The sequence below is a fragment of the Streptomyces sp. CB02980 genome, from assembly GCF_014451325.2.
Classification (GTDB): Bacteria; Actinomycetota; Actinomycetes; order Streptomycetales; family Streptomycetaceae; genus Streptomyces.
This window is the reverse complement of record NZ_JACSCH020000001.1, coordinates 393,176-406,965: the sequence shown is the minus strand read 5'-3', so window position 1 is coordinate 406,965 and position 13,790 is coordinate 393,176. Positions and strand designations below refer to the sequence as shown.

13 protein-coding genes are annotated in these 13,790 nt (G+C 71.6%); 6 read left to right on the top strand and 7 right to left on the bottom strand.

The features are described 5' to 3' along the window. Nucleotides 1-60: 60 nt before the first annotated feature. The 3 genes from E0F75_RS01995 (at nt 61) to E0F75_RS01985 (ending at nt 2,142) form a co-directional block, all read left to right on the top strand. Nucleotides 61-639, top strand: a complete 579-nt coding sequence (locus tag E0F75_RS01995) for a carboxymuconolactone decarboxylase family protein (RefSeq protein WP_187620657.1) — start codon at nt 61-63, stop codon at nt 637-639. Continuing rightward, nucleotides 636-1,502 (top strand): RNA polymerase sigma-70 factor, encoded by an 867-nt coding sequence (locus tag E0F75_RS01990; RefSeq protein WP_187620656.1) that lies wholly within the window; start codon nt 636-638, stop codon nt 1,500-1,502. The genes E0F75_RS01995 and E0F75_RS01990 overlap by 4 nt, the downstream gene beginning before the upstream one ends. A gap of 115 nt (nt 1,503-1,617) precedes the next feature. Beyond that, nucleotides 1,618-2,142: an ATP-binding protein gene (locus E0F75_RS01985; RefSeq protein WP_187620655.1), complete on the top strand. Its 525-nt coding sequence runs from the start codon at nt 1,618-1,620 to the stop codon at nt 2,140-2,142. Nucleotides 2,143-2,253: 111 nt separating this feature from the next. On the opposite strand, the gene E0F75_RS01980 is transcribed toward E0F75_RS01985, so the two are convergent. The 3 genes from E0F75_RS01980 to E0F75_RS01970 form a co-directional block, all read right to left on the bottom strand. Then, a complete protein-coding gene (locus tag E0F75_RS01980; RefSeq protein ID WP_187620654.1) occupies nt 2,254-3,006 on the bottom strand; it encodes a DUF4232 domain-containing protein in 753 nt (250 codons plus the stop codon). A 370-nt stretch (nt 3,007-3,376) separates the two neighbouring features. After that, a complete protein-coding gene (locus tag E0F75_RS01975; protein WP_187620653.1) occupies nt 3,377-3,856 on the bottom strand; it encodes an AbfB domain-containing protein in 480 nt (159 codons plus the stop codon). Nucleotides 3,857-4,130: 274 nt separating this feature from the next. Beyond that, nucleotides 4,131-4,709: a helix-turn-helix domain-containing protein gene (locus E0F75_RS01970; protein WP_187620652.1), complete on the bottom strand. Its 579-nt coding sequence runs from the start codon at nt 4,707-4,709 to the stop codon at nt 4,131-4,133. A gap of 93 nt (nt 4,710-4,802) precedes the next feature. On the opposite strand from E0F75_RS01970, the gene E0F75_RS01965 reads away from it, so the two are divergent. After that, on the top strand, nt 4,803-6,203 hold the full coding sequence (locus E0F75_RS01965; RefSeq protein WP_187620651.1) for an MFS transporter: 1,401 nt from the start codon (nt 4,803-4,805) through the stop codon (nt 6,201-6,203). A 111-nt stretch (nt 6,204-6,314) separates the two neighbouring features. On the opposite strand, the gene E0F75_RS01960 is transcribed toward E0F75_RS01965, so the two are convergent. The 3 genes from E0F75_RS01960 to E0F75_RS01950 are packed head-to-tail and all read right to left on the bottom strand — an operon-like array spanning nt 6,315 to nt 8,886. Beyond that, nucleotides 6,315-7,058: an FAD:protein FMN transferase gene (locus tag E0F75_RS01960; RefSeq protein ID WP_187620650.1), complete on the bottom strand. Its 744-nt coding sequence runs from the start codon at nt 7,056-7,058 to the stop codon at nt 6,315-6,317. A 1-nt stretch (nt 7,059) separates the two neighbouring features. Beyond that, on the bottom strand, nt 7,060-7,554 hold the full coding sequence (locus E0F75_RS01955; protein WP_187620649.1) for an FMN-binding protein: 495 nt from the start codon (nt 7,552-7,554) through the stop codon (nt 7,060-7,062). 33 nt (nt 7,555-7,587) lie between these two features. After that, on the bottom strand, nt 7,588-8,886 hold the full coding sequence (locus E0F75_RS01950) for a ferredoxin reductase family protein (RefSeq protein ID WP_267499314.1): 1,299 nt from the start codon (nt 8,884-8,886) through the stop codon (nt 7,588-7,590). Between the two features lie 345 nt (nt 8,887-9,231). On the opposite strand from E0F75_RS01950, the gene E0F75_RS01945 reads away from it, so the two are divergent. Both E0F75_RS01945 and E0F75_RS01940 read left to right on the top strand, forming a co-directional pair. Further along, nucleotides 9,232-9,921: a response regulator transcription factor gene (locus tag E0F75_RS01945; RefSeq protein WP_187620648.1), complete on the top strand. Its 690-nt coding sequence runs from the start codon at nt 9,232-9,234 to the stop codon at nt 9,919-9,921. Next, nucleotides 9,918-11,378 (top strand): cell wall metabolism sensor histidine kinase WalK, encoded by a 1,461-nt coding sequence (locus E0F75_RS01940; protein ID WP_187620647.1) that lies wholly within the window; start codon nt 9,918-9,920, stop codon nt 11,376-11,378. The genes E0F75_RS01945 and E0F75_RS01940 overlap by 4 nt, the downstream gene beginning before the upstream one ends. A gap of 72 nt (nt 11,379-11,450) precedes the next feature. Here the strand turns inward: E0F75_RS01940 and E0F75_RS01935 are convergent, their stop codons facing one another. Beyond that, on the bottom strand, nt 11,451-13,784 hold the full coding sequence (locus E0F75_RS01935; protein ID WP_187620646.1) for an FtsX-like permease family protein: 2,334 nt from the start codon (nt 13,782-13,784) through the stop codon (nt 11,451-11,453). Between the last annotated feature and the right edge of the window lie 6 nt (nt 13,785-13,790).

Below are 13,790 nucleotides of genomic sequence, written 5' to 3'. Positions count from 1 at the left end.
ACATCTGCGGGCCCGGCGGTGTCTTCATGGCAACCAGTCAGACGCACAAGGAGAAACACCATGGCGCTACGCGTCCCGAAGGCCGAGCTCCCCACCGAGCTCAGCGAAAGCATGATCAAGCAGCTCGGTGCCGTGCCCGAGCCGGTCGAGGTGGTGTGGCACAGCCCCGAGGTCGCCACGTCCAACCTGGAGTTCTCGGCCAAGCTCATTGAGTGGGATGCGGCCGACGCGAGTCTCAAGTCGTTCGCGCACATGGCCGTCGCGGCACAGGTCGGCTGCGGCTGGTGCCTCGACGTCGGCTACTTCCAGGCGCAGAACGCGCACCTGGACCTGGCCAAGGCGAGCCAGGTGCCGCGCTGGCGGGAGTCGGAGGTGTTCACGCCGCTGGAGCGGGACACGCTGGAGTACGCCGAGGCGATGACGAACACACCGCCGACCGTCACCGACGAGTTGTACGCGAGCCTGCTCGGCCGCCTCGGCCCGGCGGCGATGGTCGAGCTCACCGCGTACATCGCCTTCGTCAACATGGCGACCAGGAACAACAGCGCGAACGGGGTCACGTCGCAGGGCTTCTCCGAGGCCTGCGAGATTCCCCTGGCTGCGCGTCCTGAGACGTCCCGGGGAGTATCGGCGGCATGACGGAGGACCCGTTCGTCGCCCATCGCGGCCTTCTGTTCACGGTTGCCTACGAGATGCTCGGGTCGGCGGTCGACGCGGAGGACGTGCTCCAGGAGTCCTGGCTGCGGTGGGCCGGCGTCGACCGGTCACAGGTGGGCGATCCGCGGGCGTACCTCGTGCGTGTCGTCACACGGCAAGGCCTCAACCGCCTGCGCACCCTGGCGCGCAGCCGCGAGGAGTACGTCGGCGAGTGGCTGCCGGAGCCGCTGCTGACCAGCCCCGATGTGGCCGAGGACATCGAACTCGCGGAGAGCGTCTCGATCGCGATGCTGACCGTCCTCGAAACCCTCGGGCCCACCGAGCGGGCGGTATTCGTGCTCCGTGAGGTGTTCGAGATGCCGTACGGCGAGATCGCCGAGGCCGTCGGGAAGACCCCCGTCGCGGTGCGCCAGATCGCGCGGCGGGCTCGCGAGCACGTGGCGGCCCGACGGCCGCGGGTGCGGGTGAACCGGTCGGAGCAGCAGGTCGTGGTGGAGCGGTTCCTGGCCGCGTTGCACACCGGCCAGTTGCAGGAGCTGATGGAGGTCATGGCGCCTGACGTGGTCCTGATCGCCGATGGCGGCGGGATCGTGCCCGCCGCTCTGGCTCCGATCCACGGTGCCGAAGCGGTGGCGCCGTTGCTCGCGCGCGCGAACCGGGTGGTGGCCGTGCTCGGGACGACCAGCGTGTGGCTCAACGGCGCGCCCGCGGGCCGGATCGAGTTCGACGGCGAGCCCTCGGCGGTGAGCCTCGTGGTGGAGAACGGGCGGATCACCCGGATCTACGTCGTACGAAACCCGCGGAAGCTGACGCGGCTGGACGAACCGACCGAGCTCGTCAGGTAGGTCCGCCGCGGTTCCGGCGGCGTGGGTGTTCCGGGCGGTCGCGACCGCCCGGAAGGCCTTGATCGGGCAGATAAAGCGGTCGTCGACGGCTCCGATTCCCTGACACGATCAGGGCGTGACGACGTTGTTCCTTATGGTCGGCCTGCCGGGGGCCGGGAAGACTACGAGGGCCCGGCAGCTTGCCCACGAGCACGGCGCGCTGCGTCTGACGCCCGACGACTGGATGATTCCCCTGTTCGGCGAGGCGGAGGCGGACGGGAAGCGCGATGTGCTCGAGGGGCGCATGCTCTGGCTCGCCTTGGAGGCGGTGAAGCTGGGTACCAAGGTCGTGGTGGACTACGGCTGTTGGTCCCGGGACGAACGGTCCGCGATCCGATGGCTGGTGGAGTCCGAGGACGCGTGCTTCCGGATGGTCTACCTACCGGTGGACGCTGAGACCCAACGCGCCCGGATCGCCCAGCGCCAGACAACCGCGCCTGACGAGACGCTACCGATGACCGAGGCCGACATCCTGTACGGGCGGGCGCACTTCGAGGAGCCTGACGCGGCGGAGCTGGGAGGCCGCGGACCTGCCGGACCGCCCCGTGGCTGGGGGAACTGGCGGGAGTGGGCCGCCAACCGGTGGCCGTCGTTCGCGTGACTCTCACCGCCGTACCCGCGCGGGCTTCCTTGACCCGGGCCCGCGCCCCGCAAGGACCGCCGTCGTCCCACCCCCCCAGCGATGGGGGTACGACGGTCCCCGCGGCACTCCTCAGAGCTGGGTGATCGGGCGCATCGCAAGGCCCTCGGTACCGGCCCAGCCGTTCACCCGCGCCGCGTCGTCGACGGAGACCGTGTCGAGGCTGTCGGGCAGGTCGAAGACGAGCGTGCCCCTCAGCTCCGTGCCCTCGCCGGCAACCAGGGTCGCGGTGAAGCGGTCGGACTGGTCGTACTGTGCCTCGCCCCCCTCGTCGTTCCCGAAGACGTACAGGCCGGCGTAGGCCTTGCCGCCCCCCTCGACGACCACGGGCTCGGTGTCCGGCTCCCCGAGCGTCTCGACGATCGGGGCGTCGTTGCCTGCCTTGAGCCGTACCTGCGGCGCGTCGTTGAGGACGCACGGAGTCTTCGCGGTGTTGGTGACGGTCAGCAGGAAGTGGCGGGGGGTCTCCCCGCGCTCGTCCTGGAGCTCGACAGCAGTGGTGAGCCCGTCCGCCTCGCAATCCTCGTACTTCGTGCCGTTGCCGCCGCCGGTCTCGCCGCTGTCCCCGGTCGCGGTGGCCGTCGGGCTGCCGCTGCCGGTCCCGGAATCGCCCGTGGGCGCGGTGGTCTCCGGAGCGCTTCCGCCGGCCGACGCGGAGCCCGAGGGGGCGGCGCTGGACGGGGCGGAGGCGGACGGCGGCGCGGCGGCCTCGCCGTCGCCCTGGCAGGCGGTGGTCGTCAGCAGAGCCGCGACCACGGCCGCGCCCAGGACAGCGCCGCGCAGGCCCCGACGCGGTGAACCGGCTCTGACCGTCTTCGAGTTCATGCCGTTCTCTCTTCCCCCGTGACCGGCCCGGAGCCGGTCCTTGTGCAAGCGACATCGGTATTCTTGCCACGTGGGGAAGCCGGTTCACCGGCATCTCGCGTCTGTTACAACCCTCGTACGAACCAGAAGTCATCGCGTGACCGGGACGGCGCGCAGAGGCCGTCCTCACGCGCGCGGGAGCAGCAGCTCCCCATGGACGCGGGGAGCCCCTTCGGCGGTGCATGAACCGTGTCCGGGGATGGGGGAGAGGCCGGCGACGAGTCACTACTCGGTCGTCGGCCGGCGCGCCCGACACGACGTGGCCGGCCGCCCGCGGACGACGCGGAGCACGCGGCTTCTGCCGCGCGCTCCCCATTCCGCCCCGGCGCGTCTAGAACTCCTCCGGGTGGAGCGGCGAGGCAATTCTGAAGCATGCGGATTGCAGTTCGGACGGGGTCACGACCGGCTCGGCGAAGAGTGCGAAGTTCCTGTGCCGGATGAATCGGTCCGGGAACTTCACGGACCGGAACGAAGCCTGGTTCGGATCGATTTTGGCCGGTTCGATGACGTACGTCGATTCCTCGATGACCTCCGCCTTGACCTGGGGGTCCGTGATCCCGGTGAAGAACTTGCTGTGGATGCGGAAGTTGTCGAACGTCGCGATGCGCAGACAGAATCCTGGCGGAGCAACCGCCCGTACCAGCATTCCTGTTCCGCCGAAATTGACCAGGCTGGGGCCGGTCCACTGGAACGTGGCGTTACGACGGTCTTCTTCGGTTTCGATCTTGGCGATGTCGGCAAGGCCGTCGTGATCGATGATGAAGAAATCGGGGAAGTTGTTCGAGAACAGCGAGAGTTTGAGAACGGCCACGATGTCCGTCCTTCCGTGATGCGGCCACCTGGAAGTCCCGAGTAGCGAACTACTCGATCGACTTCAACCACTTGATGTGCGGGGACCGGCGTGGGAGCCAAGAAGGCCGTCACGCTCTGTGTCCATGTGGGTGAGGGCACTATGTCCATCATGCGCCGCCGAAGGCGTGGATGCCAGCGCTTCACCGCGGTTACCACTTCAACAACACGATGGCCTTGAAGCCCTGCGATTGATGAGGACGACCGCGCATCTCAGCCCGGATTTCGGCGTCGGCTCAGCCGTTCTTCGTCGGGCCGGTTCGTACGACGGCCTGGTCCCCGTGGGGGCCGAACAGGTGCAGGATCTCCACCGCTTCACGGCCCGCCGGGCCGAACCAGTGCGGTTCGCCGGTGTCGAACTCGGCGACCTCGCCCGGCCGGAGGACGACCTCGCGTTCTCCGAGGATCAGGCGGAGCTCCCCGGCGAGCACGTAGAGCCATTCGTAGCCGGCGTGGGTCACCAGTCGTGGTTCGCGGTGCGCGAGGACCTGCTTGAAGACCTGGACCCGGCCCGGGTACTGCGTCAACGGGACCAGGACGCTCCCGTGCTCCCGGCTCCGTGGCCTCAGATGGACCCGCGGATCGCCGGTCGCCGGGGCCGCCACCAGCTGGTCCAGTGCGACGCGGTGGGCCCTGGCGAGCGGAATGAGGAGGTCGAGCGTCGGACGCCGCAGGCCCGACTCGAGGCGCGACAGCGTGCTCACGGAGATCCCGGTGTCCTGAGCGAGGACTTCGAGGGTGAGGCCGCGGTCGCGCCGCAGCGCGCGCAGTCGTGGCCCGATGCCGTCGAGGAGTTCGGAGAGTTCGGCGTCCATGCCCCCATTTTGCGGTCTCCGCAAATTTCATGGTCCGCGGCCCCCGACCCGCCCGAATGTGGGCGGCGTCCGATCTCGTCGAAGGGTCCCACCGTGCTCACGAAATCCCTGGCCGCGCCACCCTCCCCGCTGAGCCCGCGCAAGCGCTGGACGGTGCTCGCCGTCTGCGCGCTCAGCATGTTCCTGGTCGGTGTCGACACCACCATCGTCAATGTGGGGCTGCCCGAGATCGGGCAGGGCCTCGACGTGGGCACCCGCGGCCTCGAGTGGGTCGTCGACGCCTACACCGTGATGATGGCCAGTCTGCTCGTCGCCTCGGGCGCCCTCGCCGATCGCCTCGGGCGCCGCCGGGTGTTCCGGTGCGGGCTGACCGTCTTCGGCCTTGCCTCGCTCGCGTGCGCCCTCGCCCCGTCCCTCGGCGTCCTCGTCGCCGCCCGCGCCGTCCAGGGCGTCGGGGCCTCGATGCTGAGTCCGGTGGCCCTGGCGATCGTGGTGAACGCCATGCCCGACCCGCGGGAACGGGCACGCGCGATCGGGGTGTGGGCCTCGGTCTTCGGGCTCAGCATGGCGGCCGGCCCGGTCACCGGCGGGGCGCTCATCGCCGCGTTCGGCTGGCGCTCGGTGTTCTGGATCAACGCACCGGTGGTCGTCGTGGCTCTCGTCCTCGTCGCCGTGTTCGTGCCGGAGTCCCGGGGGGAGCGCACCCGGCGCCTCGACCTGCCCGGCCAGGTACTCCTGACCGTGCTCCTCTGTCTCTTCGTCGGCCTCCTCATCGAAGGACCTCATATCGGCTGGACGTCGCCCGCGGCCCTCACCGGTTACGTCGTGACCGCGGCGGCCGCGGCCGGCTTCGTCATGGTCGAGCAGCGCCGGGGCGAACCCCTGATGGATCTCGGGCTCTTCCGCCACGCGCCGTTCGTCACGGCGGTACTGGGCGCGACGGCGGTGTTCGTCGCGCTGAACGCGACCCTGCTTCTCAACACTCTCCATCTCCAGCACGTCCGTGGCTGGACGCCGCTGGAGACCGGCGCCGTGACCCTCCCCATGGCGCTCGGCGCCACTCTGTGCGCCCCCTGGTCCGGCACCCTGGTGGGGCGCCTCGGCCCCCGGCGTCCACTGATCCTCGCGGGCGTGTTCATCACGGCCGGTGGCCTGTGCCTGGTGAACCTGGACGGGGACACGCGCGTGCCGTTGATCCTCCTCGCCTTCCTGCTGATCGGCATCGGTTTCGGCTTCGCCAACGCCCCCTTGACCAACACCGCGGTCAGCGGTCTGCCGCCGTCCCGGGCCGGAGTGGCGGGGGCGATCACCTCCACCGCGCGCCAGGTCGGCGCGGCGGTCGGCATCGCCGCCGCCGGCGGCCTGGCCGCGGGTGCGGGCCCTGCCGACCTCGCCGCCGCGACCCGTCCGGGCTGGCTGCTCGTGTCCGCCTGCGGACTCTTCCTCTTCCTCGCGGCCCGCAGCGCAGGGTCCCGGCCTGCCGGATCGAGCTAGGGACTTCTCTGACGCCGTTTCCCTTGATCAGCCGGCGTTGATCAGCCGGCGTTGATCAGCCGGCGTTGATCAGACGGAGTTGAGCAGACGGCGGAGATCACGTGGCGATGATCAGGCGGCGTCGCCCATGGGGGTGCGTGCCGTGGGCAGCCCCGCCGTACGGAGGACCTTGCGGGCCGCGTCGACGGCGAACACCTCGCAGTGCGGGCGCCCGGCCGCCCACGCGACGCCCTCCGCGCCCAGCGCGAACGCCGCCGTCGCCGTCGCGTCCGCCTCCGTGAGCGTCGGTGCGACGACCGTGAGGGAGAGCAGGCCGGTGGCGGGGAGGCCGCTCCGGGCGTCGAGGATGTGGGCGCCTCGTTCGTAGTGGCCGGAGGTGGCGACCGCCGCGTCGGTGAGCTCCAGGACCGCGCAGATCCGGCCGGCGTCCTCGGGGTGGCGAATGCCCACCCTCCAGGGGCCGCCGGCGACGACGACGTCGCCTCCGGCGTTGAGGCAGAACCGCCGCACCCCGGCCGCCCTGAGCAGCTCTGCCGCGCGCTGCACCGACCAGCCCTTGACGACGGCACAGGGGTCGAGGCCCCGGCCCGGCAGCCGTACGTCGAAGGCGCCGCCACTCGCTCTGCGGTACTGCTCGCACAGCACCAGGACATGGGCGAGGTCGGGGCTGACATCGGCGGTGCCCAGCTCGCCCCGGTTCAGGCGGGACACCTCGCTGCGGGGCTTGAACGGACTGAACCGTGCGTCGACTTCGCGCAGCCAGGCGAAGACCGCGTCCGCGGCGCCCTCGGGGACGTACGCGTCGTCGATGCGCAGGGAGACCGGCAGGCCCATGACGTGCTCGACCCGGTTCACGTCAGGCGCCGTTCTTCAGGTCGAGGGCCGCCTGGAGGGATTCCCGGTAGCCGTCGCTGGTGATCGTCGCCCCCGTCACCGCGTCGATGTCGGCGCTCTGCGCTTCGAGGGTCGCCTCGACCAGCTTCGGGAGGGCCGCCGTGGTCTGCGGGTGCGGGGGCGCCTTGAGGGCCCGGACCGCAGTGATCCGGCCCGCGGTGAGTGTCACTTCGACCTGGACGTCTCCCTTCTCGGTCGGGACCGTCGACCCGGCTATCACCTGGGGGCCTGTGGCGGTCGTCGGCGGGGCGGAGGATCCGGGCGACGAATCCGGCGGTGCGGAGGAGTCAGATGAGGACGCCGGCGGAGCGGTCGGGTTCGACGAGGGCGCGGGCGGGGACAGTGCTTCCGCCCCGCTCGGCGGTGGCTGGGCGGACGAACCGATCGACGGTGTGTACCGCCAGATCGGGATCAGGGCCGCGACGGACAGGACCAGGGCGGGCAGTGCACGTTTCACGTGAGGTTCCTCCTTGTCTGCTGTGTCTCTGGTTCAGCCGGCCAGGCTGAAGCGTTCGAAGTGGACCTGCCGCCTGGGTACGCCGAGCGCGCGCAGGCCGCGCAGTACGGCACCGGTCATGCCGGGCGGACCGCAGACGTAGATGTCGCGTGCGGCGAGGTCGGGAACGAGCGCGGACAGCGCGTCCGGCGCCAGCGGGTCGGGGGACGGCGGGCCGCTGATCAGATGCAGCGACGCGCCCTTGGCGGCGGCGAGCTCCCGCAGTTCGCCGTAGAGGACCGCGTCCTGCGCGGCGGAGACGCGGTAGACGAGCACGGCATGACCGTGCAGCTCCTTCAGGAGCGCGCGGATCGGGGTGATGCCGACACCGCCCGCGATCAGCAGCGTGTTCGGACGGGTGCGGTGAAGGGCGGTGAAGGCGCCGTAGGGGCCTTCGGCGAAGACCCGGGTCCCCGGCTCCAGGTGGCGCAGCGACGCGGACCCCGCGCCGGACGCCTTCACCGTCAGCCGCAGGTGGGTGCCGTCGGGAGCGGCCGACAGGGAGTACGGGTTCGCCTGCCACCAGCGGTCCTTCGTCAGGAACCGCCACAGGAAGAACTGGCCCGCGCGGGCGGGGAGCCGGTCCAGGCCGCGGCCCGTCAGATAGACGGAGACGACGTGCTCGGACTCGGGCACGACCGCCGACACGCGCAGCCGGTGCCGCAGGTTCCGTCGGAGGGGGAGCGCGACGCGGCCGGCGAACACCGCGCCGAGCGCGCAGCCCCACAGGCCGTACCAGTACGCGGTGGCGGCCGGCGACGTGGTGAACGTGGTTCCCGCCGCGACCTGGTGGGTGAAGGCGAGGACCACCGCGACGTAGGTGTACAGGTGCATGAAGTGCCAGGTCTCGTAGGCGAGTCGGCGCCGTGCCCAGCGGGCCGAGGCCCCTCCGACGACCAGGATGAGGACCATAGCGACGATCGCCCGCAACACGCCCTCGGTGGTCTCTGCCAGGTCGATCACCTGGTCGACCGGGCCGAGCGAGGAGGACTGGGCGTAGCCGAAGGTGATGAAGACGCCGTGGCCGACCAGCGTCCACAGCAGCCCGAAGCCGGTCACGCGGTGCCAGGACGTGAGCCGGTCCATGCCGATGCGGCGGTCCAGCCACGGCAGCCGGGCGACGAGCAGCAGTTGGAGGGCCATGAACAGGGCGCCGTAGAGGCCGAAGAGGCGGCCGAGCACGATCAGCGCGTTGGACGCGAAGCCCGCCTGGGAGAAGAAGTACGCGACAGTCGCCGCGTTCGCGGCGAGCAGGGCGTACAGGCCGGCTCGGGCCACCACCCGGGGCCGCAGCGCCGAGAGGGGAGCGGGCGGAGTCGGCGTCGCGGACGGCGGCGCGGATGTGGCGGGGACAGCAGCGGTCACGGGCCGGAACCTCCTGGATCGAATGGATGGAGCTGATCGAGCGGACCGAGCTGTCGAGCGGTCCGAGCTCATCGTGCGGACCGAGCTCATCGAATGGATCGAGCTGATCGGACGATCGAGCTGATCGGCCGGCCGACTGATCGAGTCGCTGGAGAGAGCTTGACCGCCGGGACCTGTCGATCCCCTGTCAGGAGACTTTCAACTCCGTATCGAAGTGCCCCGGCCCTGATCAGCGGGGGCCGCGCCGCCGCGCGCGTGGCGCAAGATGGGCGGGTGGAGAAGATACGCGTGCTGGTGGTGGACGACGACCCTCCGATCGCCGACCTCGTCGCGACGGTCGCCCGCTACGAGGGCTGGGAAGCCGTCACGGCCAACTCGGGGCGGGAAGCGCTGCGGCTGGCCGCCGATTTCCGTCCGGACATCGTCGTCCTGGACCTGATGCTGCCCGACATCGACGGCTTCGGCGTGCTCGACGGGCTGCGCGCGGCCGGGACGATGGTCCCCGTGGTGTTCCTCACCGCGCGCGACACCGTCGCCGACCGGGTCGCCGGGCTGACCCGTGGCGGTGACGACTACCTGGTCAAGCCGTTCGCCGTGGAGGAGCTGATGGCGCGGCTGCGCACCGTGCTGCGGCGCAGCGCCGGGCCGGGCTTCGAGCGGTCCGTCCTGCGCGTCTCCGATCTGACGATGGACGAGGACACCCGGGAAGTACGGCGCGGAGAAGACCGGTTGACGCTCACCCCGACCGAGTACGAGGTGCTGCGCTATCTCATGCGCAAGTCCCCGACCGTGCTCACCAAGGCACAGATCCTCGACCACGTCTGGGAGTACGGCTTCGGCGGCCGCTCGAACGTCGTCGAGCTGGTCGTCAGCCGGCTGCGCCGCAAGCTCGACGCCACCGGCACTCCGCTGATCCACACCGTGCGCGGCTTCGGCTATGTGGTCAGGGAGGCCGCCGTATGAGCGGGCGGCTGCGCGACACGTACGCCAGACTCCGCCTCGGGACCCGGCTCGCGCTCGGCCTCGGCGTGCTGTCGCTCGTGGCGTTCGCCGTCCTCGGTACGGCCCTGACCACGTACATGCGCGACTACCTGGGACACCAGCAGGTCGCCCAGTTGAAGCTCGTACAGAACATCCAGGCCAAGGACGCCGCCCAGCACGGCACGGTCAGACGACAGCCGTACTACGGGTGGTACACGGCGGTGTACGACGTCCGCGACGGCACGGCGGCGTTGCGCCGGCCCGCCGACGTGCCGGACGACACCGAGGGGTTCACCGCGCTCGCCCAGGCGCGTGCCGACTCCGCCGGCGATGTGACGAGCACCGCGCAGGTCGCCGGGAAGGGCGCCTACCGGCTGCGGGCCTGTGAGGTCGTGCCCGGAGTCGTCCTGGTCAGCGCCGCCCCGATGGCGGAGATCGAGGACACGATGGACCAGCTGATCACGGTCCAGGTGATCGCGTTCACGGTCGCCCTCCTCGCCCTCGTCGTCTTCGGACGGATCCTGCTGCGACGCGGCCTGAAACCGCTCAGCGACATGGCGCACACCGCCCACGGCATCGCCTCGCACGACCTCACCGAGTCGGCGGCCCGCCTGCCGCTGCGCGCCGACCGGTCCGGCGGCGGACCCGAGGTCGAGGAGCTGCGCACCGCCTTCAACACGATGCTGGAGCACATCGACGACTCCCTGGCCGTGCGCGCCGAGGCCGAACAGCGGCTGCGCCGCTTCGTCGCCGACGCCTCGCACGAACTGCGCACCCCGCTGATGTCGGTACGCGGCTACGCCGACCTGTTCCAGTACGCCGCCGCCAACGTCCCCGAGGAGCGCGACAGGCACCTCGCCCGGCTGCGCTCCGAAGCGGCCCGCATGGGCGTCCTCCTCGACGACCTGCTGCTGCTCGCCCGGCTCGACGCCGCGGAGGTGGACGCGCCGCTGCGCCTGGAACCGTGCGATCTGGTGGACCTCGCCCGACAGGCCGCCGACGCCTTCCGCGCCGCCCATCCCGGCCACCCGCTCACCCTCGACGCCGGGTCCCGGCCGCTGCCCCTGAGCCTCGACCCCGTCCGCATCCGCCAGGTGCTCGACAACCTGCTCACCAACGCGGCCGTGCACACGCCCGCGGGGACACGCGTGTCCGTGACGGTGGGCGTGTCACCTGAGGCCGCCCGGGTGGTCGTGGCCGACGCGGGACCCGGCATCACGGACGCCGACCAGCGCCGGATCTTCGACCGCTTCTACCGCGTCGACAAGGCCCGCAGCCGCGAGAACGGCGGCAGCGGCCTCGGCCTCGCGGTGGCCCGCTCCCTGGTGACGGCGCACGGCGGCACCCTGACCCTGCGCAGCGAACCGGGCGCCACCGCCTTCGCCCTTGAACTGCCGCGCGTCGAGCTCCAGGGGAGTCTTGTCGCCGCTGTCCGATGAGGAGATGACGGTCCCGCACCGGCTAGCGGCGACGTGGCTGTCGTACGGGGTCGACGCCCCTTGCCCAAGCACCTAGAGCGTCTCGCTCGCCGAGTCGATGAGGCGGCGACGTGCGGTCTTCACTGCGGGCGCCAGCGCGGCCACCGCGCCGACCGCGGTCGCCGTGGCGATCAGGGTCACCAGGACCAGCGGTGAGGGTACATGGGCGATGCCCGCGCCGATGCCGCTGGAGCGGCCCTCCTCGTCGACGAGCCACCGGCCGAGCGCCGCTCCGGCCCCGGTGCCCAGGAGGGCGGAGACCAGGGTGGTGAGGGCCGCCGCCGTGACGGTCACCGAGCCGATCTGGCGGGGGGTGAGCCCGATGGCCCGCAGGGCAAGGAGGTCGCGTACCCGGGCGCGCACTCCGGTACTGATCAGGGTGAGCAGTTCGACGAGGGCGATGAAGGCAAGGACGGCGATGAGCGCCGCGATGACTCCGCGCGGGGTGTCCAGCCGGTCCGCCGGGGTGGGAGTCTCACGAACCTCCAGCGCTCCGGTGGTCGACCCGGAGACGGCGGCCGCCACCTCCCTGGGGTCGGCCCCCGGCCGGAGGACGAGCGCGTGGAACCGCGCGCTCATCGCCGGGGCGTCGTCCCTGAGGCTGTCGAGCGAGGTGGAGATCACCCGGCCGCCCTGGTCGGGTTCGACGCTACGGCCCACGATGTGCAGGATCTGCGGGCGGCCCTCGACCGTCATACGGACCCACTCCCCGACCCGTACGCCCAGGAGGTCGAGGAGTCCCTGCCCGGCGACTGCCTCGTCGGGGCCGCCAGGTGCCCGGCCCTCGACGACGGTGTGGGGGTACGGCCGCGTCCGGCTGCCCAGTCCGCGCAGGGTGATCGTCCCGGTCTGGCCGGGGACCAGCGCGACGAACTCGGCACCGGGGAAGGCGTCTTCGACGCCCGGGACCGAGGTCAGGACGCGTTCGAGCGCCGGGTCGTCCCCCGGGCCGGGCTGTTCGGCGCGTACGGTCAGGGCGGCGGCGCGGCCCATCTGGGCGGGGTCGCTGCGGAACTGGTCGAGTGTCGACCAGGCGACGAGGGCCACGGTCATCAGGGCGATGGGGAGAGCGAGCCTGGTGATCGACCACAGGTCGCGGCCACGGCCGGAGAACGCGGAGCGCCAGCCGAGAACCAGCGCCGGCGACATGCGCAGGGCGATGGCACGGCGGCCGAGGAGGGTGATCGGGGCGGCGGTGGGGAGCGCCGACCTGGCGGTGGGGACGGGCGGCACCCGGCCGGCCCGCCAGGCGGCGAGCCCGGTGGCGGTACCGATGAGAAGGACCGCGGCGCCGGGCAGTCCGGCCACGATCGCCCGGTGCCCGGGCATCTCCGGCCACAGGACCACCGCCTCCCCGATCCTGCCCGGAATCAACCGGCCGAGCGTCAGGGTCGCCGCCGTGGCGAGCCCGGCGCCGAGGACCGCGAAGCCCAGGTGCTGGACGAGGAACCCCCACATCACCTGGCCGGGAGTGAAGCCGATGGCCTTCAGCACCGCGATGTCCTTGAGCTGGCCCCGCACGCGTGCCCTGACCGCTCCGGAGACGGCGACCGCGGCCGCGAACAGGGCGGCCAGGCCGAAGGCGGCGAACATCTGCCCGAGCAGCCGGTCGTCGCCTCCCCTGTCGGCCTTGGCCTCCTGCCAGTTCGTCACCCGGTCGACCCGGGGGGCGCCGAGCAGTGTCACCGCTCGCTGGACGACGTAGTCGGTGTCGTCCGGGTCCTTGAGCCGCAGCCCGACGCTCTGCCCCGCAGCGGTCGAGGCCACGTGGTCCAGTTCCCCGGGCAGCACCCAGGCGACGCCCGCTCCCTGGCCGGCCCGATAGAGGGGCTCGGCGCTCTCCGCGATCCCCACGATCCGCAGGGACAACGGTGCGCCGTCCTCGCCGGCGACCGTCACGGTCTCGCCGGGATCGGCCCACAGCGCCCGCGCCAGTGTGCTCTCCAGAACGATCTCGTCCTGCCGGCCGCCGGTGGTCCCCGACGTCAGCCAGCGTCCCTCGGTGACGAGGGGGCGGGCCACCGTGGACGGCTGGGGACGCGTGCCCCGCAGGACGACCGGCGCTCGCGCGCCGGCCACCTCGACGGTGGTGTCGGCCGTCCGGAAGGGACCCGAGAGCGCGGCGACCTCTTCCAGTGAGGCGAGCGAGGCGAGCGAGGCCGCGTCGGGATCACCGCGGGTGTGAAGCCAGATGTGCGCGCCCTGGGACTGGTTGAACACCCGCTGCCAGGGGTTGACGGCATAGCTGAGCAGTGCCGCGGACAGCAGCAACGAGGCGATCACGCCGGCGCTGGCCAGCACGGCGAACAGAGCCTCGCCCCGATGGGCACGCAGGTCCGAGTGAGCCCACCGCAGAATGGCCCGCACGACGTA

Excerpts from the sequence above, each read along its gene's own strand:
- E0F75_RS01995 (WP_187620657.1), top strand. The coding sequence starts at position 61 with ATGGCGCTACGCGTCCCGAAGGCCGAGCTCCCCACCGAGCTCAGCGAA.
- E0F75_RS01990 (WP_187620656.1), top strand. The coding sequence starts at position 636 with ATGACGGAGGACCCGTTCGTCGCCCATCGCGGCCTTCTGTTCACGGTT.
- E0F75_RS01980 (WP_187620654.1), bottom strand. The coding sequence starts at position 3,006 with ATGAACTCGAAGACGGTCAGAGCCGGTTCACCGCGTCGGGGCCTGCGC.
- E0F75_RS01970 (WP_187620652.1), bottom strand. The coding sequence starts at position 4,709 with ATGGACGCCGAACTCTCCGAACTCCTCGACGGCATCGGGCCACGACTG.
- E0F75_RS01940 (WP_187620647.1), top strand. The coding sequence starts at position 9,918 with ATGAGCGGGCGGCTGCGCGACACGTACGCCAGACTCCGCCTCGGGACC.